Below are 25,746 nucleotides of genomic sequence, written 5' to 3'. Positions count from 1 at the left end.
TTTGCCCGCGCAGGTTTAGCCTCGCGGCCCCTGTCCCACTCTTTACGTTCCCGCCATGCCCTCTCTCTTCGATCCCGTACAGGCCGGTGACCTGCGCCTCGCCAACCGCATCGTGATGGCGCCGCTCACGCGCAATCGCTCGCCCAACGCGATTCCCCAGGACATTGCCGCCACCTACTACGCGCAGCGCGCCACCGCCGGCCTGCTCATCACCGAAGCCACCGCCATCAGCCACCAGGGCCAGGGCTATGCCGACGTGCCGGGCCTCTACGGCACCGAACAGCTCGATGCCTGGAAGCGCGTGACCGATGCGGTGCATGCCAAGGGCGGCAAGATCGTGGTGCAGCTCTGGCACGTGGGCCGCGTCTCGCACACCGAACTGCAACCCGACGGCGGCAAGCCCGTCGCGCCCTCGGCCATCACCGCCAGGACCAAGACCGTGCTCATCAAGGACGGCATACCGACTTTCGTCGAGACCTCCGAGCCGCGCGCACTCGACGCCGAAGAACTGCCCGGCATCGTCCATGCCTATGCGGCCGCCGCGCGCAACGCGGTGGAAACCGCCGGCTTCGACGGCGTGGAACTCCACGGCGCCAACGGCTACCTGCTCGACCAGTTCCTGAAGGACGGCAGCAACAAGCGCACCGACGACTACGGCGGCAGCATCGAGAACCGCGCCCGCCTGCTGCTGGAAGCCACGCGCGCCGTGGTCGACGCGGTCGGCGGCGGCAGGACCGGCATCCGCCTGTCGCCCGTCACGCCGGCCAACGACGTGCACGACTCCGATCCGCAGCCGCTCTTCACCTACGTGGTGAAGCAGCTCGCCCCGCTCGGCCTGGCCTACATCCACATCATCGAAGGCGCCACTGGCGGCCCGCGCGAGATCGAGGACCGTCCCTTCGACTACGAGGCGCTCAAGGCCGCCTACCGCCAGGCCGGCGGCAGGGGCGCATGGATGGTCAACAACGGCTACGACAAGCCGCTGGCGGACGAAGCCGTCAAGGAAGGCGACGACCTCGTCGCCTTCGGCAAGCCCTTCATCGCCAACCCCGACCTGGTGCGCCGCCTGCGCGAGAACGCACCGCTCAACGCCGTGGACAAGGCCACGATGTACGGCGGCGGCATCAAGGGCTACACGGACTACCCGGCGCTGGACTGAATCCGCGCAGGCCTTTCGCGGCTACGACATCCCGCACTTCGGCCTCACGCCGCCGCCGGGCGAATCTCCGCAAAGGCCACGCTCACCCGCAGCCCCCTGGGCTCGGCCGCATCGAGCCGCAGCTCGGCGCCCAGCAGTTCCGCATAGCGCGCCACGATCGACAGGCCCAGGCCCGAGCCCTGCCCCAGCTTCTGGCCCGCGGGGCCTTGCGCCCACCGCTGCATCAGGTCGCGCTGCGCTTCCAGCGGAATGCCGGGGCCGTCGTCGATCACGCTCAAGGTGCGGCCCGCCAGCTCGACGGTGATGGTGCGCCCGCCGTAGCGCAGCGCGTTGTCGATCAGGTTGTCGAGAATGCCTTCGACCAGCGCTTCGTTCGCAAGCACCGTCACGCGCTCGTCGAGGCCGCGCGCGCCCAGGTCGACGCCGTGCGCGTCGGCGCGGGCCAGGTGCCGCAGCACCGTCTGCTCGGCCAGCATGTCGAGCCGCACCGGTTCGCGCGCGAGGCCGGTGCGCGCCTCGTCGGCCAGCGCGAGCGCCAGCAGCTGGTCGATGAGATGGCTCGCGCGGGCCTGGCGTTCCGCCACGCGCGCGAGCTGCTCGCGCCACACGGTGGAGTCGTGCTGCGCAAGCCCGTATTCGGCCAGTGCGCGGATGCCCGCCAGCGGCGTGCGCAGCTCATGCGCCACGTTGCCCACGAACTCGCGCTGCGCACGCACGCTGTGGTTCAGCCGGTCGAACAGCGCATTGACCGCATTGCCCAGGCGCTGCACTTCGCGCGAGGTGCGGACCACCGCGACCGGAGAGAGGTCGTACACGTCGCGGCGGTCCAGCGCCTGCTGGAGCTCGCCGAGCGGGCGCAGGTCGCTTCGAATGCCATGCCACAGCCACACGGCCAGCAAAATCAGCAGCAGCACCTGCGGTGCCAGCGCATAGCCGAGCAGCCGCTGCACCAGCGCCGCGCGGCTCAGCGTGGTCTGCGCAATCACCACCCGGTAGGGCATCAGCTGGCCGGGCTCGGTGACGGGCTCGAGCACCACCGCGCGCAGGACCTTGCCTTCGTAGTCCACGTCCGAAAAACGATAGTGCGCACCTGCCGCCGGCAGCGGTGCATTCAGGCCCCCCTGCCCCGAGATCAGCGTGCCGTCGAGCCGCTGCACCGCAAAGTAGATCTTGTCGACCTGGTCGAACAGCACCGTGGCCACCTCGCGCGGCGTGAGCAGCAGCTCGATGCCGCGCTCGCCCGCCTGCACGTTGGCAGACAGCGCATAGGCATCGTCGAGCATGGCGCGGTCGAAGGCCTGCTCGGAGAAATAGTTGGCGATGACCAGCGCAATCACCGCACCCACCATCCACGTGAGTGCCAGCGGCACCAGCACATTGCGCAGCACGCGCCGCGTGAGCGAAGGCGCGGCCTTCGATGTCCCGGGTGCGGCCGGTTGCGTGCGGCTCACACTTCGGCTTCGAGCAGGTAGCCGATGCCGCGCAGCGTGCGGATGCCCGCGCCCGAACCGGCCAGCTTCTTGCGCAACCGGGAGATGAAGGCCTCCAGCGCGTTGTCGCCCAGCGATTCGTCGAAGCTGGAGAGCTTGTCGGACAGCGCCCGCTTGCTCACCGTTCGGCCCGGCGGGCTCATCAGTTCCCACAGCACCTCGAACTCGCGCGCGGGCAGGTCGAGCGGCCCGCTCGCGGTGGAAAAACGGCGCGCCTTGCGGTCGAGCTTGAGCTGGCCCAGCAGCACGATGTCTTCGGTGCCCTTGGCCCGCCGCACCAGCGCGCGCAGCCGCGCCTCGACCTCGGCCAGGTCGAAGGGCTTGCCAAGGTAGTCGTCGGCGCCGGCATCGAGGCCCGCGATGCGCTCCTCGGTGCGGCCGCGCGCCGTCAGCACCAGCACCGGCGTGCGGTCGCCGCGGGCACGCGCCTGGCGCAGGGCGTTGAGGCCGCTTGCCAATCCGCTGGTCGGGCTTGCCGTGGCCGGCAGGTTCAGGTCGAGCAGCACCGCATCGAAAGGCTGCACGCGCCAGAGGTGGTCGGCGTCCTCGACGTTGGTCGACACGTCGACCCGATGGCCGGCATCCGCAAGGCTGCGCAGCATCACGTCGCGCAACACGGCATCGTCTTCGACAAGCAGGATTCGCATGGTGTGTGTGGTGGGTTGAAGGTGCCTATTCTTGCGCGAAGGAGGGTCAGCGGCCGGTCAGCACACCCCGGCGATAAACGCGCCATGAGCATACGACAGCAACCTGCGGCACGGGCCTCTTTCCAGCCCTCTGCAACAACGCGATGAGCGCCCGCGATCCCTCCGATCTCCTGAGCGTGGTGCACCCCGCGGTGCGGCGCACGGCCGTCGTGCTGCTGCATGGTTTATGCAGCACACCTGACGAGCTCCTGACCGTGCAGTCGGCATTGCGCGCCAGCGGGTACTCGGTGCATCCGATGCGTGTCGACGGCTACTCCTTCGATGCCGCCGCACCGGTGCAGCAGGCCCTGCCGTACGAGTGCTGGATCGACGCCATCGAGGCGCAGGTCAAGCTGCTGCGCACGCAGCATGACCGTGTGATGCTGGTGGGCATCTCGGCCGGATCGTCGCTGGCGCTCGGCGCAGCCATCCGCTGCGGCAGCGGCGTCGATGCGCTGGTGCTGATGTCGACCACGCTGCGCTTCGACGGCTGGGCCGTGCCGCGAACGCAGGTGCTGCTGCCGCTGGCCTTCTACACGCCGCTCGGGAGGTTCTGGCAATACCGCGAACGCCCGCCCTACGGCGTGAAGAACGAACGCGTGCGCGCCTGGATCGAGCGCGAGCTGCGCCACCGCAAGGTGTCGAGCGCCGGCAGCGCAGTGATCGGCGTGGGCCACCTGCGCGAGCACGACCGGCTGATCCGCCATGTGAGGCGCAATCTCCATCGCGTGCAATGCGACAGCGTGCTCGCGCTGCATGCACGCGAGGACGAGGTGGCCAGTGTGGCCAATCTCGGCCTCCTTGCGCGCGGCCTTCGCTGCAGGACGTTCCGCAGCGTGGTGCTGGCCAACAGCTACCACATGATCACGATCGACAACGACCGCCACCAGGTGGTGCGCGAAACGTCCGCCTTCGCCGATGCCGTGGCCCATGGCACGCCCGACGCCATCGACGCCTTGTCCGCGCGCTCCCTTGCCGCCTGAAAGAAAGCACGCCATGCCCTCTTCTTCTTTCTCTGCTTCGCCCGTCTTCAACAGCATCGCCGCCATCCTGGTGAACCAGTTCGACGTGGCGCGCGACATCATTGCGCCCGATGCGGCCCTGTCCGAGCTCGGCCTCGATTCGCTTGCGCTGATGGAATTCGTGTTCGCGGTGGAAGACGCCTTCCATCTTCGCCTTCCCGAAGACCGGCTCGATCCGCGCGAGGCGGGCATCACGCTCGGCCGCCTGTGCGAGGCGATCGAGACCCAGATCGACTGCAAGCTCGATTCGCCGATGGCTGCGCAGGCGTGAACAGCGCCCGCGTGCACGTCGCGGGCATCGGGTTCGTCACGCCGCTGGGCTGCACCGTCGAGTCGTTCGACGATGCGCTCTTCAACGGGCATTCCGCGGTGCGCGCGCGAACCCTCGAGATCGAAGGCCTGGATCCGATCGAGCTTGCCGTGGCCGCCTGCGATTTCGATGCGGCCGCCGTGCGCAGCAACTCGCGCCTGCCGCTCGATCGAGGCACCGCCATGGCGCTCGCGGCCGCGCGCGATGCCGCCGCGCAGGCCGGGCTCGGGGCGGGCAGCGTCGACCCAGAGCGCCTCGGCATCTTCTGGGGCAGCGGGCTGGCGGGGGCCGGGACCTTCGACGACACCACGCGCGCACTCTATGGCGAAAAGCGCCGCATGCGGCCGACGACCGTGCTCACCGTGATGCCGAACGCCGCGGTGGCGGAGCTCGCCCTGCAGTTCGGCGCACAGGGCGCGGCCATTGCGTACGCCTGCGCCTGCGCCTCCTCGGCCGTGGCCATCGGCGAGGCGATGCGCGCCATCCGGGGCGGCTGGCTCGACGCGGCCATCGTCGGCGGCCACGATGCCATGCTCACGCCGGGCGTGATGGCCAGCTGGCATGCAATGCGCGTGACGGCGCCGCCTCCGCCCGATGCGCCCGGCAGCGCCTGCCGGCCGTTCTCGAGCGATCGCGCGGGCTTCGCGCTGGGCGAAGGCGCCGCCGCGCTGGTGCTCGAATCGGAAGCGCATGCCAACGCGCGAGGCACCGTTCGTGCCTCTTCGCTCATTCTTGCGGGCTATGCCACCAACTGCGACGCCACGCACATCACCAACCCCGACACCGCCGGCCAGGTGCGCGCCATGCGCGCCGCGCTGCGCGACGCGGGCATCGAGGCGGCTCAGATCGGCCACATCAATGCGCACGGCACCGCGACGATCGCGGGCGACGCCGCCGAGGCCGCCTCCATCCGCGAGGTGTTCGGCAATACCACGCCCGTGAGCGCCACCAAGGCCATCCATGGCCATGTGCTGGGGGGCGGCGGCGCCATCGAGCTGGTGGGGGCGCTGCGAACGCTGGCGCAAGGGATGCTTCCGCCCACCGCCAACCTGCGGGTGCCCGATGCGGCCTTCGACCTCGACCTGGTACACGGCGAAGCGCGCGAAGCCGGGAGCCTGCGCTACGTGCTTTCCAATTCGTTCGCGTTCGGCGGCACCAACGCCGTGCTGATCGCGGGCCGCTGAAGAACGAAACACCTGCGGGACTGGGTATGCTGGCGCCTTCTTCGCATCCGCAGAAAACCCGTCATCCATGCGCAGGCTCGCCACACCCCAGGACCTCGAAGCGGTCTTCTCCATCTACATGCACGAGAGCGTGGTGCCCTTCCTGGGCTACGACCCGATGCCGCTCGATGAATTCCGCGCCATCTACAAGGAGCTGGTCGACAGCCGCAGCTTCTACGTCTACGAAGTCGATGGCCGCGTCGCGGGTTTCTACCGCGCGACACGCTATCCCGGCCGCGTGCGGCACGTGGCCTGCTTTGGCACGCTCGCGGTCGATCCGTCGCTGCATGGCAAGGGCATCGCGCAGGCGATGGTGAGCGATGCCATTGCCCGGCTCAAGGCCGACGGCGTCAAGCGCATCGAGCTCTATGCCGAAAGCGACAACGCGCCGGGGTTGCGCTTCTACGAGAAGCTGGGCTTCGAGTACGAAGGCACCCTGCGCAAGTTCTACAAGCGGGCCGGCGAGGCCGACTACGTCGACGACCACCTGCTGGCGCTGCTGATCGACTGAGATCGGCCAGGGCTCATGGCTTCCAGCGCCGCAGCAGCAGCGCGTTGGCCATCACGCTGACGCTCGACAACGCCATGGCCGCACCCGCCACCACCGGGCTCAGCAGCCCGAAGGCGGCCAGCGGAATGCCGGCCACGTTGTAGGCAAAGGCCCAGAACAGGTTCTGCCGGATCTTGGCCACCGTGCGCGCCGAGAGCTCGAGCGCCTCGGCCACAAGCGCCAGGTCGCCGCGCATCAGCGTGATGCCCGCCGCTTCCATCGCAACGTCGGTGCCGCCGCCCGAAGGTGCCATGGCAATGCCCACGTCGGCCGCGGCCAGCGCGGGTGCATCGTTGACACCGTCGCCGATCATCGCGACCACCTGGCCGTTCTTCCTCAAGGCGCTGACCTGCGCCGCCTTGTCGGCGGGCAGCACATCGGCGCGCACGTCCTCGGCGGCAATGCCGAGCCGCGCCGCCATGGCCTGCGCGGCGCGCAGGTTGTCGCCCGAGATCATCACCACGCGCAGGCCGCGCGCATGCAACGCGCGAATGGCTTGCGCGGCCTCTGGCTTGGGCTCGTCGGCAAAGGCCAGCAGCGCCTGCACCCGGGCGGCCCCCACCGCATCGAAGCGCAGCAGCGCCGACACCGTGGCGCCCTGGGCCTGCAGGCGCTCGACCTGCGCGGCGTCGGGCACGGCGCCGAGCTCCGCGCACCAGCGCAGGCTGGCAATGGCCCAGGATTCGCCCTTCACCTCGCCGCGCACGCCACGTCCCGGCATCGCCTGCATCGCACTCAATGGCGGCGCCTGCACGCCGCGCTGTGCGGCCGCTGCCATCACGGCACGCGCCAGCGGATGCTCGCTGCCGCCTTGCAGGCTCGCGGCCGTGGCGAGCAATCCGGCTTCATCGCCGCTGCCTGCCACCGGCACCAGCGCCGTGAGCACCGGACGGCCCAGCGTCAGCGTGCCGGTCTTGTCGAAGGCCACGGTGCCGACACGGTGCGCAAGCTCCAGCGCACGCGCATCCTTGATGAGAATGCCGCGACGCGCCGCCACGCCGGTACCGGCCATGATTGCGACCGGCGTCGCGAGACCCAGCGCGCAGGGGCAGGCAATGACCAGCACGGCCACCGCGTGGATCATGGCGACCTCGATGCCGGCGCCCGCAAGCAGCCAGCCCGCCAGCGTCGCCAGCGCAATCGCCAGCACCACCGGCACGAACACGGCCGCGACCTGGTCCACCAGCCGCTGGATCGGCGCCTTGGCCGCCTGTGCGTCCTCGACCAGGCGGATGATGCGCGCCAGCACGCTCTCGGCGCCGACCGCGCTCACCTCGACGACCATGCGGCCGTCGCCGTTGACCGCGCCGCCCGTCAGTGCGTTGCCCGGCCCCTTCGGCACCGGCAACGGCTCGCCCGTGAGCATCGATTCGTCGACCTCGGACTGCCCTTCGATCACGCGTGCGTCGGCGGGCACGCGTTCGCCCGGCCGCACCGCCAGCCGGTCGCCGACCATCACCTCGGCCAGCGGTACGTCGCTTTCGCCGCGCGGCCCCACCAGGTGCGCGGTCTCGGGCCGCAGCTGCTGCAGCGCGCGGATGGCCGAGGTGGCCTGCCGCTTGGCGCGCGCCTCCAGCCACTTGCCCAGCAGCACCAGCGTGATCACCACGGCCGAGGCCTCGAAATACAGATGCTGCACGCCGCCGTGCCCCGCGTGCGCGCCCGTGGCCGCGCGCCACCAGAGCCAGAGCGACAAGCCGAACGCCGCGCTGGTACCGAGCGCCACCAGCAGATCCATGTTGCCGGTACCTGCCTTCGCGGCATGCCAGCCCGCGCGGTAGAAGCGCGCGCCGAGCCAGAACTGCACCGGCGCCGCCAGCAGCAGCTGCAGCCAGGCCGGCAGCATCCAGTCCTGGCCAAAGGGCTGGCCGAGCATCGGTGCCAGCAGCGGTATCGACAGCAGGAGCCCGATGCCTACAGGCCCGAACCCGTGCCAGGGCGACAGCGCTGCGGCCTCGTCGGCCGCGCTGCTTGCCGCACGCGGCTCGTAGCCTGCGGCGCGCACGGCGCGGCGCAGCCGGGCATCCATGGCTTCGCCGCCGGCGGCCGTCACCACGCGCGCCGATTCCGTGGCGAGGTTCACGCTGACATCCTGCACGCCCGGCACGTTCTTGAGCGCGCGCTCCACGCGCATCACGCAAGAGGCGCAGGTCATGCCGCCGACGGAAAGATCCAGGGTGCTCATCGGATGGAGTGGGTTTTGCAGCAGATTTTCCATGCCCCGAGGCTAAAGTCTCACATCATGGCAAGGTCAAGCCCAAAGACGCAGTGTCCCTGCACTGGACATTGACATCATGAGAAGGTTCAAACTGGCGCCTCGCTTCATTCAATTTCATTTCATTCAACAGGAGCAAAGACGATGAGCCAGAAATTCCAGGTCTCGGGCATGAGCTGCGGCCACTGCGTGAGCGCGGTGCAGAACGCAGTACAGACGGTGGATCCCGAAGCGCAGGTGACGGTGGACCTTGAAACCGGCCATGTCGATGTGCTGAGCGCGCAGCCTCGCCAGGACATCGTCGCCGCAATCGAGAACGCCGGCTACAAGGTCCAATGAGCGGCTTCGGCACTGTCTCCATCGGCGAGGCCGCACGGCTCTCGGGTGTCTCGGCGCGCATGGTGCGGCATTACGAAGGCCTGGGCCTGCTGCCCGCGGTGGCGCGCACCGAAAGCGGCTACCGCCAATATGGCGATGCCGACATCCACACGCTGCGCTTCATCAAGCGCTCGCGCGACCTCGGTTTCTCGATGGAGGAAATTGCCGAGCTCGTGGGCTTGTGGAACAACCGCCGGCGTGCGAGTTCGAGCGTGAAGCGCATTGCACAAAAGCACCTGGGCGAACTGGAGCAGCGCATTGCCGACATGCAGTCGATGCGCAGCACGCTGGCGCACCTGGTGCACTGCTGCCACGGGGACGCGCGCCCCGACTGCCCCATCCTCGACGACTTGGCGAAATAGCCGAAAAAGGATCAGGCCCCTCTGACCAGCGACAGCACTTTTCCGGCGTCCAGGGTGCGGGCCTTTTCCTGGATGGCCGGCAGGTACTGGGTCTGCAGGCTCTTGCCCTCCTGCACCACGCCCGAGAACGTCTCCTTGAGCATCTGCGCCGAGAGGGTGCGGCCGCCGGCGTAGTAGCGCTTGGCCACATGCCCCAGCGCGTAGGTCGAGGCGAAGCTCATGCCCGAGCTCACCGCCTGGTTGCCGAGGCCGCGCAGCAAACCTCCACCCACCTTGCCGAGCAGGCCGCCGAGCAGCTTGCGCCCGGCCTGTTCCAGGTACTGCGAAGTCAGGCCGACGCCGAGCGTGGCCAGGAAATCCTTCACGTGGCCGCTGTCGAGCTCGTAGCCGTAGGCCTTGCCGATGCGATAGACCAGTTTCATCTGCAGCGGAATGATCGCCATGGTCGACAGCGTTTCAGGCAGCAGTTCGAGCGCGCCATTGAGGATGGATGCGTTGAGGATCGACTTGTCGAGTTCCGCGCTGTCGGGCGATTGCGCAGCAGCGGCGGGTGCCACGGCCGCGGCCGCGCCGGTGGCCGCCATCGGAACCGCCGCCGCAATGTCTTCCGCCTGCTGCGAGAACTGCGCCGCCGAGGCATCGAGCCCGAGCGAGGTGCGCACGTCCGCCAGGAACATGCGCTCGGCATCGGACTGCGTGCCGTCCGCATCGCACACGCACACCGCCATCTCGTAGGCCAGCTGCTTGGATTCCGTGCTCTTCAGCTCGCCGGCGACCGAAGCCAGCGAGACGCGCTTCATCAGGACGTCTTGGTAGAGCGTGGGCAGGTTCACGCCGTCGGCCTGCGAAAGCCCCTCGGCAATGCGCTTGATCTCGGCACGTTCGCGCTCGTGCTTCTCGCCGTCGACGAAGGCGGCCAGGAGGCTGAGGGTCACGATGGACCGGGTTTCGGAAGGTGTCACGTTCGGATTTCCACTGGTTGAGGGACAAAGTTCGTTCGGCATGCGGCTCAAAGGTTCCACCGCGGGTTCTCCCCACAAAGCTTGGGCAACTCTGTGGATAACACTCGCACTTCCTTGTAAGAGAAAGCTAAGTCATTGATCTGAAAGACAAATCTACAGTCTGCCCAAATATGAGGCAATGAATTTCTCGTGCCGAAAAACGCCTTTGGCAGATTTTCCGGACCGTGTCAAAGGACAACTCTGGGGAGATTTCCGGCACAAGCAGGGCGTTATCCACAGGGCGGACGCTTCCCGCGATGTTGTTCCTTTTGGCGCGACAGCACGGAAGCGCAGCTGCGCACAGTGACGCGGGTGTGACAAGTCCATGTCACGCAAGGGAAAAAGTGCCCTGTCCACAGACCGGCGCTGCCCTTATCTACTACTACTAATTTGAATAAGAGAAATAAGAAATAGAAACGGGGACAGCGCCGCGCCCGAAAAAAAAGCCGCGAACGGCCGCGCCGTGTCCGCAGCGCCACGCACGAAAACCAGCCTCGCCGATCGGCGCCCGCTCGCTAACATCCGGGGATGAGTTTCAAACCGCGGATCCTGATCGCCGAAGACGAATCGGGCATTGCCGACACGCTCCAGTACGTCCTGAAGAGCGATGGCTTCACGCCGGTCTGGTGCGCCACGGCCGAGGACGCCATCGCGCAGTTCGCACAGGAGCCGCCGGCGCTCGCGATCCTGGACGTGGGACTGCCCGATCTCAACGGGTTCGAGCTGTTCAAGCGGCTGCGAGCGCTGAACCAGTCGCAGGGCGGCGCCGAGGTGCCGATGCTGTTTCTCACGGCCAGGAGCGACGAGATCGACCGCGTGGTGGGACTGGAACTCGGTGCCGACGACTACATCGCCAAGCCCTTTTCTCCGCGCGAACTGGTGGCGCGGGTGCGCACCATCCTCCGGCGCAGTGCACGAGCGGCCCCTGGAGCGCCCGCAGCGCCGGGCAACGGGGTACCCCATCAAATTCCGGGCGCGGCGCCTCCAGCGGCCGCCCAGCCCCCCGCAATGCCGTTTGCACTGGACAACGAGCGCATGCAGATCCGCTACTACGGACGCCTGCTCGAGCTGTCGCGCTACGAATACGGGCTGCTGCGGCTGCTGGTGCAGCGCCCGGGACGCGTCTTCACGCGCGACGAACTGCTGCAAATGGTCTGGGACGACGCGAGCGACAGCTTCGACCGCACGGTCGATGCGCACGTGAAGACGCTGCGCGCCAAGCTCAAGGCCGTGGCGCCCGACGTGGAGCCGATCCGCACGCTGCGCGGCACCGGCTATGCACTGAACGAAGAATTGCCCCAGACGCCGTGAGCCGGCGCACGCGGATATTCATTGGGATCCTGCTGATCTACACGGCGGGCATCGCGTTCCTGCTTTACCGCGTGGTGTCGGACATCGATCCGCGCTACCGCGAATCGGCCGAGGAATCGCTGGTCGAGACTTCGCAGCTCCTGGCCAGCCTGGTCGAGCAGGACGTGATCGCGGGCGCCATCAACACCGCGCGGCTCGAGCCGCTGTTCCGCACGGTCTATGCGCGCGAGTTCTCCGCGCAGATCTACAACCTGCACAAGAACCGCGTCGAGCTGCGCGTGTACGTCACCGACCGCAGCGGCCGCGTGATGTTCGACTCGCTCGGCAGGCACCTGGGCGCCGACTACTCGCAGTGGAGCGACGTGAGCCGCACGCTCGCCGGCCTGTACGGCGCGCGCACCTCGCGCGACGTTGACGGCGACCCGCGCACCTCGGTGATGTACGTGGGCGCGCCGATCCGGTGGAACAACGAGATCGTCGGCATGGTCAGCGTCGGCAAGCCGGTGCAGAGCTTCGGCCAGTTCGTCGAAGACGCGCGCGCCCGCACGCTGTGGGTGGGCGTGGGCTCGGGGCTGGCGCTGCTGCTGCTGGCGGTGATCGTCTCGGTCTGGCTGGTGCGGCCCTTCGGGCTGATCTCGGACTACTGGGCCTGGGTGCGCGCGCAGCGCACGCTGAGCTTTTCGCGTATGGCGCGGCGCGCGGTGGATGCGGTGCGCACCGGCTTCAGCGAAATGCGCGACGCGCTGACCGGCCGCAACTACGTGGCCGACTACGTGCAGACCTTCACCCACGAGGTGAAGAGCCCGCTCTCGGCCATCCGCGGCGCGGCCGAGCTGCTGCAGGAGCCGTCGATGCCGCATGCGGAGCGCGAGCGCTTCCTGAAGAACATCGAACGCGAGACGCAGCGCATCCAGGAAATCGTCGACCGCATGATGGAGCTCACCGCACTGGAAACACGCCACGGGCTCGACCGCACGGAGCCGGTGGCGCTGGCTTCGCTGATCGAGGACATCGCCATCAGCGTGCAGCCTGCGGCGGCCAAGCGCAACATCAGCGTGCGCGTGAACATCCGCGCCGAGGCCCGCACCGAGGGCGATCCGTTCCTGCTGCGGCGTGCCATCAGCAACCTGCTCGACAACGCCATCGATTTTTCACCGCAGGGCAGCGAGGTGCTGCTGACGCTGGAGACCACCTCGAAGCTGGCGCGCGTGAGCGTGCGCGACCACGGCCCGGGCATTCCGGATTACGCTCAGGAAAAGGTCTTCCAGAAGTTCTATTCGCTGGCGCGGCCGCACAGCCGGAAGAAGAGCACCGGGCTCGGGCTGGCCTTCGTGAAGGAGATTGCCGCGCTGCACCGCGGGCGCATCGAGCTCGGCAATGCGGCGCGAGGCGGCGCGGTGGCCACGCTCACGCTGCCGCTCCTGTCACATCACTGAACGGGTCACTGGCCGGTGAGCGCCGCGTAGGCCTTGCGCGTTCCGGGGCTCACGGCGCCGAGCAACTGCTCGTACGAGGTCTTGTGCCGCGCCAGCATGCGCGCCGACGCCACCGTCTTCGACTTGCAGAACCAGTGGCAGGTGTGCTGCATCAGGAACAGCTCGGCCGACATGGTGAAGGCCTTGGCCTTCGGCGTGCGGCCCGATTCGTTGCGCATCACGTCGGCAATGCCGCGCGCGTGGATGGCCAGCGCTTCGCGCAGATCGAAGGTGGCGGCCGGAAACAGCCGGTGCGCGAACGGAATGGCCACGGGCAGCTTGCTCACGCGCGCATCCGCCGCGTCGACGCGCGCAAACTCGGCGGCAAAGCTGTCGAACTGGGCCGAGAGCTTTTCCTCGGTGGAGTCGAGCAGGCTCCAGATCTGCTGGCGCCGCGCGGCGTCGTCCTCGCCCAGGCAGCGCAGGTAGCCCTCGGTGAGCGTTTCCATCAATCTTTCGATCTGGTATCTGCCGAGATGGCTGCCAAGCAGCGCGATGCGATGGCGCTGGTCCCTGGACTTGAGGATGTAGGCGCCGACGACGATCAACGTCGCCAGGGTAAGAATTTCCATGGGAAGAAGCGTGGGAAGGTGAAGCGGGAAAGGCCGCACCGAGTGTAGAGACTCGGTACGGCTCCTTTCTGCCATGCCTCAGCGGAAGAACTCGAGGATGCGGTTGCGCTCTTCCGGCTGTGGCGGCGGGCCCAGCGGCACGCCCGTGAGTTCTTCCGCCGGCGCTGGCGGCGCCTCGCTCTCCACACCCAGGCTCGCCACGCTGTGGCCCGGCGTGAAGTCGTCGAAGTACCACTCGCCATCGATGTTGACGACGCCCGGCGGCTCCGGAATCTTGCTCACCGGCACGCCCTTCAGCGCCGCCTGCATGTAGCCGATCCAGATCGGCAGGCTCAGGCTGCCGCCGGTTTCGCCGCGCACCCCGAGCTGGCGCGGCGTGTCGTAGCCGATCCATGCAATGCCCACCGTCGTGGGCTGGAAGCCCGCGAACCAGGTGTCGAAGGAGTCGTTGGTGGTGCCGGTCTTGCCGAACAGGTCGTCGCGCTTGAGCGCCTGGTAGGCGCGCGCGGCGGTGCCGCCCTTCACCACGCTCTGCAGCAGCGAATCCATGATGAAGGCGTTGCGCTCGGGAATGGCGCGGCGGGTTTCGTCGAGCGCCGGCGGTTCGGTTTCGAGCAGCACCTTGTCGCGCAGGTCGGTGATGCGCGTGACGAGATACGGATTGACCTTGTAGCCGCCATTGGCGAACACCGAGTAGGCGGTGGCCATCTGCATCGGCGTGACGGAGCCCGCGCCGAGCGCCATCGGCAGGTAGGCCGGATGCTTGTCCTTGTCGAAGCCGAACTTGGTGATCCACTCTTGCGCATACGGCGCGCCGATGGACTGCAGCAGGCGCACGGTCACCAGGTTCTTCGACTTCATCAACGCGGTGCGCAGCGGCATCGGTCCTTCGAAGCCGCCGTCGAAGTTCTTCGGTTCCCAGGGCTGGCCGCCCGGGGTGCCCGGCTCGAAGTACAGCGGCGCATCGTTGACGATGGTGGCCGGCGTGAAGCCCTTCTCGAGCGCGGCCGAATAGATGAAGGGCTTGAAGCTCGAACCCGGCTGGCGCCAGGCCTGCGTGACGTGGTTGAACTTGTTCTTGCCGAAGTCGAAGCCGCCCACCAGCGACTTGATGGCGCCGGTGCGCGGATCCATGCCGATGAAGGCGCCCTCCACTTCGGGCAGCTGGGTGATTTCCCAGGTGTTCTTCGGCGTCCTGGCCACGCGGATCACCGCGCCGCGGCGGATCTTGATGTGGGGCGGCGCCTTCGCCGCGAGCCCCGACTGCGCGGGCCTGAGGCCCTCGCCGGTGATCTGCACGGTCTCGCCGTTCGCACGCACCGCGTTGATTTCCTTGCTGTTGGCCTCCAGCACCACGGCGGCCATCACGTCGCCGTTGTCGGGGTGCTCGGCCAGCGCGTCGTCCACCGCCTCGTCGGCTTCCTTTTGATCGGCCGGCAGATCGACGAAACGTTCAGGCCCGCGATAGGGCTGGCGCCGCTCGTAGTCCATGATGCCCTTGCGCAGCGACCTGTAGGCCGCTGCCTGGTCGGCCGCGACCAGCGAGGTGTAGACCTTCATGCCGCTGGTGTAGATGCTGTCGCCGTACTGCGCGTACATCATCTGGCGCACCGTCTCGGCCACGTATTCCGCATGCAGCCGGTCCGGGTCGGCCGCATCGCGCAGGTGCAGTTCTTCCTTCTTGGCCTCGGCCGCCTGCTCGGCGGTGATGAAGCCGGTTTCCTGCATGCGGTCGATCACGTAGAGCTGGCGTGCGCGTGCGCGCCGCGGGTTGGACACGGGGTTGTTCGCGCCCGGCGCCTTGGGCAGGCCGGCCAGCATGGCGGCTTCGGCCAGCGTGACGCTGTGCAGCGGCTTGCCGAAATACGCCTCGGATGCAGCGGCAAAACCATAGGCGCGATTGCCCAGGTAGATCTGGTTCAGGTAGATCTCCAGGATCTGGTCCTTGGTGAGCTGCTGCTCGAGCCGCAGGGCCAGCAGGATCTCGTAGGCCTTGCGGCTCAGCGTGCGTTCGGAGCTCAGATAGACGTTGCGCGCCACCTGCATCGTGATGGTCGATGCACCCTGCTTGCGGCCGCCCTTCAGGCTGGCCACGGCCGCGCGCGCGAAGCCCTTGTAGTCGACGCCGCCATGGTCATAGAAGCGCGCGTCTTCCACGGCAAGCACGGCGTCCTTCATGACCTTGGGAATGCTGGCAAAGGGCGTGAGCGTGCGGCGCTCCTCGCCGAACTCGCCGATGAGCGTGCCTTCGACCGAATACACGCGCAGGGGCAGCTTGGGCCGGTAGTCGGCGAGCTCGGAAATATCGGGCAGCCGGGGATAGATGGCGGCCACCGCAACGACGGCGGCAACCAGCAGCACCAGCGCGCCGGAGCCTGCCGCGATGGCGCTCCACCGTGCCACGCGCCGCAGCTGCATCGAACGCTGCGAACGCGCCGGTTCGGCGGAAGGAGAAGAATCGTCCATGGAGGTCACTGGCAATAGGTAAGGAAAAAAACAGTCCGTAGCGTCGGTTACACGGACGCGGCCGCTTCAGGTAAGACCGGCTCGGGCGCTCGGGGGTTCCCGGTCGACAGCGCATACCAGTCGACCTTGCGCGTGGCGAGCATCAGCACCGTCAGCATGCCGAACGTCAGCAGGGCGCCGAGCAGCAGGGCATTGCTTTCCGATGCCAGCAGGCCGTAGAGCGCGCCATAGAGTACCGCGACATAGGCCCCGAAGCCCGCGCCGCGTCTCCAGCTTTGCAATACCGCGCTGAAATAGATGCCGAGCAGCAGCACGCTCGCACCGGCCGCGCTGGCATAGGCCAGCCAGAAAGCCAGCTTCTCGGACAAGGCCAGCAGCAGCAGGAAAAACAGCGCGATCGAGAGGCCGACCAGCCCGTATTGGACCGGATGCATGCGCTGCCTGCGGAAAAGCTCGAACATGAAGGCCGCCATGATCACCAGGCCGATGAAGAGCGCGCCGTACTTGCCGGCGCGCGTGCTCATCGAATACACGTTGACCGGCTGCGCGAGCGACACGTCGAAGGTCTGCAGCGGGCCGAGGTTGCGTTGCGCGCGGCTGGTTGCAACCACGGCTGCCGCCGTGGCGGCATCGGCGACATCGCCGCGGCCCGACAGTCCGGCGCGCACCTGCTCGCGCGCGGAGGTCACGAGCGACGACACGCGCCAGTGCGCATCGAAGCCCTGCGGCGTCACTTCGCGCTGCGTGGCGAGAAAGCGGCCGCCGAAACTCGGATGCGCCCAGGGCGAGCTCAGGTGGGCGGTGGTCTCCTCGGCAATCGGCACCATCGAGAGCGTGTCCTGCCCGACGAGGCCGAGCTTCATCTCGAAGGGCAGCGGCGCCTTCGCCTCCCATGCGGCGAGCGCGGCGCCGGTGAGCGGTGCGTGGATGCCATCGGCCAGCGAGGCGTCGTCCGCCAGGCCGGGCACGCGCTGCCTGAAACGCAAAGCTTCGCCGTTCATCGCGATCGAAGGCGAACCGTCGAGCCCGCGCAGGTCGCTCACGCCGACGACGACGAAAGGTGCCTTGAACTCGATGCGGGAATCGGTTTCGCTGTGCGCCACGGACTTGGGATCGAAGGCCGCGAAGCCGCCGCCGAGCGTGGCATTGAGCGTATAGAACGGAATCCTGAAGATGCCCCGATAGCGCTCGTGCGGCGCCATCGAGCCCTCGATGTGCAGCTTGTCGGGAAATACCACGTGGGTCATTTCCTTGCTGCGGGCCTCCTGGCTGATCACCTTTCCTTGTGCATTGCGCAGCGGCTCCATCCAGTGCTCCACATAGGGCACCAGCAGCAGCGGGCCCACCACGGTCTGGGCGCCGGCGTAGGTGGCGGCGAGTTCCTCGGCCGCCTCGCGCTGGCTGTGGCCGCGCTCGCGGTTGATCGAATTGATCTCGGCCAGCGGAATGCACAGCAAGAGCGTGAGCATCAGCAGCCCGGCCACCTTGACCAGCATCGAACCCTGCAAGGCCTTCAACAACTGAAACATGTTCTTTTCTCCTCATCGATAGCGAAGCCGCGATGCTCGCTGCCCAACCCGAAGCTCGTGTGAAGCGCAGCCGTCGGCGGACTTCACACAGGCTTCACACAACGCTGCATCCGGTGGCCGGACTTCAAGCAGCCTTCCAATTTCCTTCTCGCGCGGTGCCGACAGTTGCGGCTGTGCAAGTTCGCACGGACACCAACACCCACACCGCCATGGATGCCCACACTTCCACCCGTCCCGGCCGCTGGCTCTGGCTCGCCACCGTGAGCCTGGCCACGGCGGGCTTCGTCGCGCTCAGCCTCAACCCCGTGCATGCCCAGGAAGCACCCGGCCCGCGGCTGAAGACCGAGAGCCCGTATTTCTTCGTGAAGAGCGACGATCCCTCGGTCGACCGCTTGCCGCTCAAGGCCACCGAGGTGGCGGTGAAGATCTCGGGCGTCATTGCCGACGTGACCGTCACGCAGACCTACCGCAACGAAGGCCAGCGCGCCATCGAGGCGAAGTATGTTTTTCCGGGCTCGACCAAGGCCGCGGTCAGCGGCCTCAACGTGCGCCTGGCCGATCGCCTGATCACCGCGCAGATCCGTGAGAAGCAGCAGGCGCAGATCGAATACGACACCGCCAAGAAGGAAGGCAAGACCGCCGCGCTGCTCGAGCAGCACCTGCCCAACGTGTTCCAGATGAACGTCGCCAACATCCTGCCGGGCGACGACGTGAAGGTGGAGCTGCGCTATACCGAACTGCTGGTGCCTCAGTCGGGCAACTACGCGTTCGTGTTTCCCACCGTGGTGGGCCCGCGCTACAACAGCCCGCAGTCGGAGAACGCCCAGGCCAAGTGGGTGGCGCAGCCCACGCTGCGCGCGGGCGTGGCGCCCAACACCGGCTTCAGGCTCAAGGCCAGCATCGACACGCCCATGGGGCTGAAGGAGGTGCGCTCGTCGTCCCACACCATCGAGGTGAAGAAGAGCGATGAAGACCGGCACGCCGACGTCGTGCTCGCGGCCGACGGCCGCCCCGCCGACAACCGCGACTTCGTGCTCGACTACCGCCTCGCCGGCGAAAAGATCGAATCGGGCCTGATGCTCTACAAGGGCCAGAACACCGATGGAAGCGCAGAGAACTTCTTTCTCGCGATGGTCGAGCCGCCCAAGGCCGTGGCCGCCAGCGCCATTTCGCCGCGCGACTACATCTTCGTGGTCGACATCTCGGGGTCGATGCACGGCTTTCCGCTCGACACCGCCAAGACGGTGCTCGAACGCCTGATCGGCGGCCTCAGGCCGAGCGACACCTTCAACGTGCTGCTGTTCTCGGGCAGCAACAAGATGCTCTCGCCCAGGTCGGTGCCGGCCACGCGCGCCAACATCGAGCAGGCGCTGGCCACCATCCAGAACTACGGCGGCAGCGGCAGCACCGAGCTGATTCCCGCGCTCAAGCGCGTCTACGCCGAGCCGAAGGAAGAGAAGGTGTCGCGCACCGTGGTGCTGGTGACGGACGGCTACGTGAGCGTCGAGCGCGAGGCTTTCGAACTGGTGCGCAAGAACCTTTCGAAGGCCAATGTGTTCGCCTTCGGCATCGGCTCGTCGGTGAACCGCAGCCTGATGGAAGGCATTGCGCGCGCCGGCATGGGCGAGCCCTTCATCATCACCGACCCGATCCAGGCGCCAGAACAGGCCGCGCGCTTCCGCCGCATGGTGGAGTCGCCCGTGCTCACCAATGTGAAGGTCACTTTCGGCGGGCTGGACGTGTACGACGTGGAGCCGCAGGCGCTGCCCGACGTGCTGGGCGAACGCCCGGTGATCGTGTTCGGCAAGTGGCGCGCGGACGCCGAAGGCAAAGCCAAGGGCCGCGTCATCGTGGAAGGCCAGGGCGCCAACGGCCCGTACCGCCAGGAACTGCGCATCGACCCGCAGCTGCGCCAGGACACCGCTGCGCTGCGCACGCTGTGGGCACGCCACCGCATCCAGAGCCTGAGCGACCAGGAGACGCTCGAGGGCGGCGGCGCCTTCAAGGAGCGCATCACCGAGCTCGGCCTGAAGTACAGCCTGCTGACCCAGTACACCAGCTTCATCGCCGTGGACAAGGTGGTGCGCAACCCCGCGCCGCAGAACAGCGTGGACGTGAACCAGCCGCTGCCGCTGCCGCAGGGCGTGAGCGAGCTCGCACTCGGTGCCGAGGTGCCGAGCACGCCGGAGCCCGAGACGCTGGGCGCCATTGCCGTGGTGCTGTCGATGCTCGCGATGCTGCGCCGCCGCGCGCGCCGCAACGATCCGCGCCGCTTCACGGCCTGAGCGCGAGGGAAGGAAAAGAAAATGTCACTGGCCGCACTCGCCCATCGCCATCCGCGCATCGTGGATTGGGGCATCCACATCGACCGCACACCGGCCGCCGGCTGGCTCGCACTGCAATTCGCCGCGCTCGCGCCGACCTGGGCCTGGATGGTCCGGCGCCTGCGCGATGGCTCCGACGATCCGCTGGGCCCGTTGGCGCTGGCCGCCCTGGCCGCGCTGGCATGGCACTGCCGGCGCGAACTGCGGGCCGCGCCGCAGCTGGGCTGGCTGGCACTGGCGGGCGCCGGCACCGTGCTGGCGACCTTGCTGCGCACCGGGCTGGGCGGCGCCCTGCCTGCGCTGCCGCCGCTTGCGGCGGGCCTGGTGGCCGTGCTGGCGCTGGCGTGCGGCCTGCTGGCCTTCCTGCCGCGGCGTGTGGCCGCGCTGCCGGTGGCCGGCCTGGCGGTGCTCGCCCTGCCGCTGCTGTCGTCGCTGCAGTTCTATGCGGGCTATCCGCTGCGCGTGGTCACGGCCGAGGCGAGCCGCTGGCTGCTGGCGCCGGGCTTCAGCGTGGCGCGCGAGGGCAGCAGCCTGGTGGTCGATGGCCGGCTGGTGATCGTCGACGCGCCGTGCTCGGGCGTGCAGATGGTGTGGCTCGGCTACTTCACGGCCTGCGCCGTTGCGCTCTGGGCCCGCCGCAGCGATCGGGGCTTCCTGCGCCGGCTGCCGATGGTCGGCCTGCTGGTGCTGGGCGGCAACATCCTGCGCAACAGCGTGCTGATTGCGTTCGAGGGCGCAGGCCATCCGCTCGCACCCTGGGCGCACAACCTGCTCGGGCTGCTGGTGCTGGCCGCCGTGTGCGGCGGCATCGCCCGCCTGATGGTGCCGGCGCGCACCCTGTCCGCGTTCGCCGACCAGCCGATTCCGGGCCTGATCACCGCGCAAGGAGGCCGCCATGTCGACACGGTTCTTTGAAGCCCTGTTTGCCAACCATTTCATCAACCGCATCGGCCACAAGACGGCCTTTGCGCTCGCAATGCTGCTGTGCATGCTGTGGTCGACCGCGGCAGCGCTGCGCGCGCCGCCGCCGCCGCTGGCGGCAGCAGCCTCGCACGAATGGCCCAGCCAGTGGGACGGCGTTCCACTGCGGCCGCTGGCGCTCGGCGACGTCGAGCAGCGCTTTGCCGATCGCTTTCCGGGCGTCATCGGACGCATGACCGACGGCACGCAGACGATCGTGATGCGCGCGGTGAACGCGCCCACGCGCATGCTGCATCCGGCCGCCGACTGCTATCGCGCGCTGGGTTTTCGCATCGAACAGGCGCGCCTCGAACGCGACGCGCAGGAACGCCTGTGGCGCTGTTTTGTTGCGCAACGGCACAGCACGCAAAAGATCCGCGTTTGCGAGCGCATAGTCGATGCCGAAGGCACGGCTTTCACCGACACTTCAGCCTGGTACTGGGCGGCGGCCAGTGGACGGTCCAACGGTCCGTGGCAGGCCGTGACGGTGGCAAGGCCGATGTGATGAGAGTTTTGTGAAACAGTTTCTGCGATTCGTGATCTACGGGCTGCTGGCCCTTGTCGTGACGACGTGTGTTGCTATCTTCTTGATAGTGAAACTGGTGCTTGCGCCGGCGGCGGGCGAATGGAGCACCACGGTCGAGGCCGGCCCGCTGCGCATTGCGGTGGGCGTGCCGACGGCAGTGCGCCTGGCCACGTCCTCCTGGCTCGCGCCGCGGCTCGACGGACATTCGTACGACACCCGGTTCGGCATCGTGCACTTCGCATGGAAGGAAGCGGCAGGCTTGCTCGAATTGCGCTGCGCGCCCTGCAGCGCCGAGGTTGCGGCGCTCGGCACGCAACCGATCGTGTTCGAGGGCCTGGTCGCCACCGTGAAGCGGGACGGCAACACGCTGGCCGGCACCATCGACGCCACGCCTCGCAGCGCCGATGCCGCCGCCATGCTCCAGGGCCAATGGGAAGGACACCTGCCGCCCAAGGGCAAGGGCCTGCAGCTCAGCGCCGACATCAAGGACGCGCCGATTGCCCGCTGGTATGCGGTGCTCGCGCCCAACCTGCCCGAACTGCAGCGTGCCCGCATCGGCGGCACGCTGGCGCTGCGTGGGCAGGTCGCGCTGCCCGAGGCCACGTTTGCGGTGCATCCCACCATCAGCCAGTTCACCGTCGAGGGGCTGGGCACCGAAGCCATGCTCGGCGCGCGCACCAGTTGCGGCGCACCCTCGAGGCTGGCCAACGACAGCTGGCTGGCGCGCGCCGTCATCGCGGCCGAAGACCAGCGCTTCTTCACCCACGCCGGCTACGACCTGGCGGAGATCGTCGCCTCGATCGACAACAACCAGAAGGAAGGCCTGCCCAAGCGAGGCGGCAGCACGCTGACGCAGCAGCTCGCCAAGATGCTGGTGACCGGCAGCGACCGCACGGCAGAACGCAAGCTGCGCGAACTGCTCTACGCGGTCGAAATGGAACAGACCCTGGGCAAGGCGCGCATCCTGCAGCTCTACCTGGACAACGCGCCGTGGGGCGGCAACCTGTGCGGTGCCGAAGCCGCCGCCCGGCGCTACTTCAAGCGTTCCGCGCGCAGCCTGGAACCCGCGCAGGCGGTCTGGCTTGCGTCCATGCTGCACAAGCCGCAGGCGGTGCTCGAGCAATGGCGGCGCGACGGGCAGATCGACCCGGACCGCACCAAGTGGGTCGCCGAGAGCGTGCGCGGCATCAGCCGCAACCAGCGCGAGGCGCTGCTCAAGAGCGTGGCGGCCGCCAGATTCACCGCACCGGAGGCTGTCCCATGAACGAAGTCGAAGCCATCGAGCGCGCCACCGTGGCCGCCGTCTCGCCCCTTGCCGTCGAAGAGCTCGACGGCTGGCTGCTCCCCTTCGACGACGGCACCGTCAAGCGCGCCAGGTCGGCCGTTCCGCTGCACCGCAACCCGGTCGACGGCGCCACGATCGACCGCATCGAGGACCGCTACGACAGCCGCCAGTTCGTGCCCGCGTTCCGCCTGGCCGACGTGCCCTGCTTCGTGGCGCTGCAGTCCGAACTGGAGCAGCGGCACTATGTCGGGGACTCGCCGACCTGCGTGCAGATCGGCTCCGCGAGGCGCATGCGCGAGGTGGCGCCGCCCGGCGCCGTGCCGGCCGACGTCGACCTTGCGCCCGACGACGCCTGGGCCACCCTGTTCCTCGGCGAGGGCTTCGATCCCGTGGATGGCGCCCATCGCGTGCGCGCGCTGTCGCGCGCCCAGGGCTCGCTCTATGCCAGCGTGCGCGAGGGCCGCCGAACCGTGGCGGCAGGCGCCATGGCCTTCGGCCAAGGATGGGCCAGCGTGCACGGCATGCGAACCGAGCAGTCGCAGCGCGGCCGGGGCCTGGCCGGACGCGTGCTGGCGGGCCTCGCGCAGGCTGCGCTCGAGCGCGGCTTCGAGCAGGTGTTCCTGCAGGTCGACGCGCAGAACATGGCGGCCCATGCGCTCTACCGGCGCGCCGGTTTTTCGACGCAGTGGCAGTACCGCTACTGGCAGCGCCAGCAGTGGCCGCGTTGAGGGGGCGCTGAGGCGCCGAGGCAGATCCTGCAACCCCCCACGGGTGGCGCGGTCGGGCCGTTAGTGCCACCATGGCTGCATGACGAATGCAAATCATCACGCCAACCACCCGACCGATCCCGTGGCCACGCCGCGTGGCATCGACCACATCGTGGCCGGTGTTTCCACCAGCGATGGCGATGGCGTCAAACTCACCCGCGTGCTGCAGCAGCCGCTGCAAAAAAGGCTCGATCCCTACCTGATGCTCGACGCCTTCGGCAGCGACAACCCGGGCGACTACATCGGCGGCTTTCCCAATCATCCACACCGCGGCTTCGAAACCGTGACCTACATGATCGCGGGCCGCATGCGGCACCGCGACAGCGCAGGCCACGAAGGGCTGCTGCAGAACGGCGGCGTGCAATGGATGACGGCCGGCCGCGGGCTCGTCCACAGCGAACTGCCCGAGCAGGAGGACGGCCTGATGGAAGGCTTTCAGCTCTGGCTCAACCTGCCGGCCAAGGACAAGATGCGCGAGCCCTGGTATCGCGACATCCAGAACGAGGAAATCCCGGAATACACCACCGCGGCGGGCGTGCACGTGCGCGTGATCGCGGGCGCGAGCCACGGCATCGAGGGCGCGGTGCGGCGCGAGCACACCGAGCCGCTGTACCTCGACATCACCCTGCCGCCCGGCGCCGAATTCGCCCAGCCCCTGCCCGACGACCACAACGTGCTGGTGTATGCGTTCCGCGAATCGGTGTGGATTGCGGGCAGCGAGGTGCCGACGCGCCGCATGGCCATTCTTGCGAACGACCCCGGCAGCGACGGCGTGGTGCTGCGCGCGGGGGCCACCAACCACAGCCCGGCGCGCGCATTGCTGATTGCCGGCAAGCCGCTGCACGAGCCGATCGCGCAGTACGGCCCTTTCGTGATGAACACGCAGGAGCAGGTGAAGCAGGCCGTGCAAGACTTCCAGAGCGGCAAGTTCGGCGGTTGATGTAGTCGCAGGCCTACCGAAAATCGGCATCGCCCGCAGGTCACGGGCGCACGCATGGGGCATAGATTGGCCGCCATGCCCCACCGCACGATCAAAGCCCCCGAAGTCCGCAAGGGACAGGCGTCCGAAACGCTCAAGCGCGACCAGTTCCACGAGCGCTTCATGCAATCCTTCCAGGATCCCGCCTTCCAGGCCGAGAAAGATGCGCTGCAGCGCATCGAGCTCATCGCATGGGAGGCCTACCAGGAAGGCCGCAAGGCGCCCGTCACGCGCAAGGCCGGCCCCGGCCATGCCGATCCCGACTACGAACTTTCCGTCGACTGGCTCGAAGCCAGGGCGCGCATCGACGCGGCGCAGGCCGCCTGGGGCAGCCCGCAAACGAGGTCGCGCGTGCTGCTGGTCAACGGCTCGCCCCGCAACGACGGCACCTGCCCGGGCGAAGTCTCCAAGACGTGGCGGCTGGTGCAGCTCGCGCGCGAAGTGCTCGATGGCTGCGGCATCGACGTCGACGTGCTCGACCTGAGCCTGCTCGCCTCCGAATACGGGCGCCACATCCATCCCTGCAAGGGCTGCGTGTCCACCGCCATGCCCCTGTGCCACTGGCCCTGCAGCTGCTATCCCAACCATGCGATGCGCCAGACCGGCGACTGGATGAACGAGATCTACGAGCGCTGGGTTGCCGCGCACGGCGTGATCGTGTTCACGCCCACGCATTGGTACCAGTCGGCCAGCCCGCTCAAGCTCATGGCCGACCGGCTGGTGTGCGCCGACGGCGGCAACCCCGACCCCACCAGCACCCACGGCAAGAAGCCCGACGAAGCCAAGGCCCTCGAACTCGAGGGCTGGGGCTATCCCAAGCACCTGGCGGGACGGGTCTACGGCGTGGTGGTGCACGGCGACGTGGCCGGTGCCGAGAGCCTGCGGCGCAACCTGTCGGACTGGCTCGACTGGATGGGCCTGGTCGATGCAGGCGCGCAGGCCCGGCTCGACCGCTACATCGGCTACTACGAGCCCTACGCCACCAGCCACGACAGCCTCGATGCCGACGCAGACGTGCAGGAGGAAGTGCGCAACGTGGCCCGTGCCGTGGCACTGGCCGTCGGCGAGCTGCGCTCGGGCAAGCTGCAGCCGCCCGACCGCGGACTGAAGCCGCCAAGGCCCAAATAAGCCACGGCGCGGGCGGCGAAAAAGGTCC

23 protein-coding genes are annotated in these 25,746 nt (G+C 68.2%); 16 read left to right on the top strand and 7 right to left on the bottom strand.

Translation table 11 applies throughout. The features are described from left to right. The first annotated feature begins 55 nt into the window (after positions 1–55). Positions 56–1,159, top strand: a complete 1,104-nt coding sequence (locus VAPA_RS00190; protein WP_021004743.1) for an alkene reductase — start codon at positions 56–58, stop codon at positions 1,157–1,159. A 44-nt stretch (positions 1,160–1,203) separates the two neighbouring features. On the opposite strand, the gene VAPA_RS00185 is transcribed toward VAPA_RS00190, so the two are convergent. Continuing rightward, on the bottom strand, positions 1,204–2,610 hold the full coding sequence (locus tag VAPA_RS00185) for a sensor histidine kinase (protein WP_021004742.1): 1,407 nt from the start codon (positions 2,608–2,610) through the stop codon (positions 1,204–1,206). Continuing rightward, positions 2,607–3,296, bottom strand: coding sequence for a response regulator transcription factor (locus VAPA_RS00180; RefSeq protein WP_021004741.1), 690 nt, complete (start codon positions 3,294–3,296; stop codon positions 2,607–2,609). Before VAPA_RS00180 ends, VAPA_RS00185 begins: the two co-directional genes overlap by 4 nt. A 143-nt stretch (positions 3,297–3,439) precedes the next feature. Between VAPA_RS00180 and VAPA_RS00175 the strand changes: the two genes are divergently transcribed. The 4 genes from VAPA_RS00175 to VAPA_RS00160 all read left to right on the top strand — a co-directional run bounded on the left by VAPA_RS00175 (position 3,440) and on the right by VAPA_RS00160 (position 6,401). Further along, positions 3,440–4,318 carry an alpha/beta hydrolase gene (locus tag VAPA_RS00175; protein WP_021004740.1) on the top strand — a complete coding sequence of 293 codons (879 nt, stop codon included), beginning with the start codon at positions 3,440–3,442 and terminating at the stop codon, positions 4,316–4,318. Positions 4,319–4,331: 13 nt separating this feature from the next. Next, positions 4,332–4,628, top strand: a complete 297-nt coding sequence (locus tag VAPA_RS00170; RefSeq protein WP_021004739.1) for an acyl carrier protein — start codon at positions 4,332–4,334, stop codon at positions 4,626–4,628. Then, positions 4,625–5,851: a beta-ketoacyl-[acyl-carrier-protein] synthase family protein gene (locus tag VAPA_RS00165; RefSeq protein ID WP_021004738.1), complete on the top strand. Its 1,227-nt coding sequence runs from the start codon at positions 4,625–4,627 to the stop codon at positions 5,849–5,851. The genes VAPA_RS00170 and VAPA_RS00165 overlap by 4 nt, the downstream gene beginning before the upstream one ends. Positions 5,852–5,918: 67 nt before the next feature. After that, positions 5,919–6,401 carry a GNAT family N-acetyltransferase gene (locus VAPA_RS00160; protein WP_021004737.1) on the top strand — a complete coding sequence of 161 codons (483 nt, stop codon included), beginning with the start codon at positions 5,919–5,921 and terminating at the stop codon, positions 6,399–6,401. A 13-nt stretch (positions 6,402–6,414) separates the two neighbouring features. Here VAPA_RS00160 and VAPA_RS00155 read toward each other — a convergent pair whose 3' ends face one another. Next, positions 6,415–8,658 (bottom strand): heavy metal translocating P-type ATPase, encoded by a 2,244-nt coding sequence (locus tag VAPA_RS00155; protein ID WP_021004736.1) that lies wholly within the window; start codon positions 8,656–8,658, stop codon positions 6,415–6,417. A 141-nt stretch (positions 8,659–8,799) separates the two neighbouring features. On the opposite strand from VAPA_RS00155, the gene VAPA_RS00150 reads away from it, so the two are divergent. Both VAPA_RS00150 and cueR read left to right on the top strand, forming a co-directional pair. Then, complete coding sequence (locus VAPA_RS00150; RefSeq protein ID WP_021004735.1) at positions 8,800–8,994, top strand: heavy-metal-associated domain-containing protein; 195 nt, start codon at positions 8,800–8,802, stop codon at positions 8,992–8,994. After that, the gene (gene cueR / locus VAPA_RS00145; RefSeq protein ID WP_021004734.1) at positions 8,991–9,395 is read left to right on the top strand and encodes a Cu(I)-responsive transcriptional regulator; all 405 of its coding nucleotides are present in this window, start codon (positions 8,991–8,993) and stop codon (positions 9,393–9,395) included. The genes VAPA_RS00150 and cueR overlap by 4 nt, the downstream gene beginning before the upstream one ends. A gap of 11 nt (positions 9,396–9,406) precedes the next feature. On the opposite strand, the gene VAPA_RS00140 is transcribed toward cueR, so the two are convergent. After that, positions 9,407–10,357, bottom strand: a complete 951-nt coding sequence (locus VAPA_RS00140) for a YcjF family protein (RefSeq protein ID WP_021004733.1) — start codon at positions 10,355–10,357, stop codon at positions 9,407–9,409. A gap of 567 nt (positions 10,358–10,924) precedes the next feature. Here VAPA_RS00140 and creB point away from each other — a divergent pair. Together creB and creC are read left to right on the top strand one after the other, a co-directional pair. Then, positions 10,925–11,707, top strand: a complete 783-nt coding sequence (gene creB / locus VAPA_RS00135; protein ID WP_021004732.1) for a two-component system response regulator CreB — start codon at positions 10,925–10,927, stop codon at positions 11,705–11,707. Beyond that, a complete protein-coding gene (gene creC, locus VAPA_RS00130) occupies positions 11,704–13,143 on the top strand; it encodes a two-component system sensor histidine kinase CreC (protein WP_021004731.1) in 1,440 nt (479 codons plus the stop codon). The genes creB and creC overlap by 4 nt, the downstream gene beginning before the upstream one ends. 5 nt (positions 13,144–13,148) lie before the next feature. Here the strand turns inward: creC and VAPA_RS00125 are convergent, their stop codons facing one another. The 3 genes from VAPA_RS00125 to creD all read right to left on the bottom strand — a co-directional run bounded on the left by VAPA_RS00125 (position 13,149) and on the right by creD (position 17,749). Continuing rightward, a complete protein-coding gene (locus tag VAPA_RS00125; protein WP_041945959.1) occupies positions 13,149–13,754 on the bottom strand; it encodes a hypothetical protein in 606 nt (201 codons plus the stop codon). Positions 13,755–13,832: 78 nt separating this feature from the next. Beyond that, entirely contained in the window at positions 13,833–16,220 is a 2,388-nt protein-coding gene (locus tag VAPA_RS00120) for a penicillin-binding protein 1A (protein ID WP_021004729.1), read from the bottom strand. 47 nt (positions 16,221–16,267) lie between these two features. After that, positions 16,268–17,749: a cell envelope integrity protein CreD gene (creD, locus tag VAPA_RS00115; RefSeq protein ID WP_021004728.1), complete on the bottom strand. Its 1,482-nt coding sequence runs from the start codon at positions 17,747–17,749 to the stop codon at positions 16,268–16,270. Positions 17,750–17,958: 209 nt separating this feature from the next. Between creD and VAPA_RS00110 the strand changes: the two genes are divergently transcribed. The 7 genes from VAPA_RS00110 to VAPA_RS00080 all read left to right on the top strand — a co-directional run bounded on the left by VAPA_RS00110 (position 17,959) and on the right by VAPA_RS00080 (position 25,718). Beyond that, on the top strand, positions 17,959–20,034 hold the full coding sequence (locus tag VAPA_RS00110; protein ID WP_021004727.1) for a VIT and vWA domain-containing protein: 2,076 nt from the start codon (positions 17,959–17,961) through the stop codon (positions 20,032–20,034). Positions 20,035–20,055: 21 nt separating this feature from the next. Continuing rightward, positions 20,056–20,988, top strand: coding sequence for an exosortase Q (xrtQ, locus tag VAPA_RS00105; RefSeq protein ID WP_021004726.1), 933 nt, complete (start codon positions 20,056–20,058; stop codon positions 20,986–20,988). Beyond that, positions 20,969–21,538: a hypothetical protein gene (locus tag VAPA_RS00100; RefSeq protein WP_021004725.1), complete on the top strand. Its 570-nt coding sequence runs from the start codon at positions 20,969–20,971 to the stop codon at positions 21,536–21,538. Before xrtQ ends, VAPA_RS00100 begins: the two co-directional genes overlap by 20 nt. Positions 21,539–21,626: 88 nt before the next feature. Beyond that, the gene (locus tag VAPA_RS00095; RefSeq protein WP_230558937.1) at positions 21,627–22,823 is read left to right on the top strand and encodes a biosynthetic peptidoglycan transglycosylase; all 1,197 of its coding nucleotides are present in this window, start codon (positions 21,627–21,629) and stop codon (positions 22,821–22,823) included. Next, a complete protein-coding gene (locus VAPA_RS00090; RefSeq protein ID WP_021004723.1) occupies positions 22,820–23,572 on the top strand; it encodes a GNAT family N-acetyltransferase in 753 nt (250 codons plus the stop codon). Before VAPA_RS00095 ends, VAPA_RS00090 begins: the two co-directional genes overlap by 4 nt. Positions 23,573–23,651: 79 nt before the next feature. Next, entirely contained in the window at positions 23,652–24,551 is a 900-nt protein-coding gene (locus VAPA_RS00085) for a pirin family protein (protein WP_041945958.1), read from the top strand. Between the two features lie 75 nt (positions 24,552–24,626). Next, positions 24,627–25,718, top strand: a complete 1,092-nt coding sequence (locus VAPA_RS00080; protein ID WP_021004721.1) for a flavodoxin family protein — start codon at positions 24,627–24,629, stop codon at positions 25,716–25,718. The last annotated feature ends 28 nt before the right edge of the window (positions 25,719–25,746 follow it).

The organism is Variovorax paradoxus B4 (genome assembly GCF_000463015.1).
GTDB classification, from domain to species: Bacteria; Pseudomonadota; Gammaproteobacteria; order Burkholderiales; family Burkholderiaceae_C; genus Variovorax; species Variovorax paradoxus_E.
The sequence above is the reverse complement of the archived record's forward strand: the minus strand, read 5'-3'. Positions and strand labels throughout refer to the sequence as shown.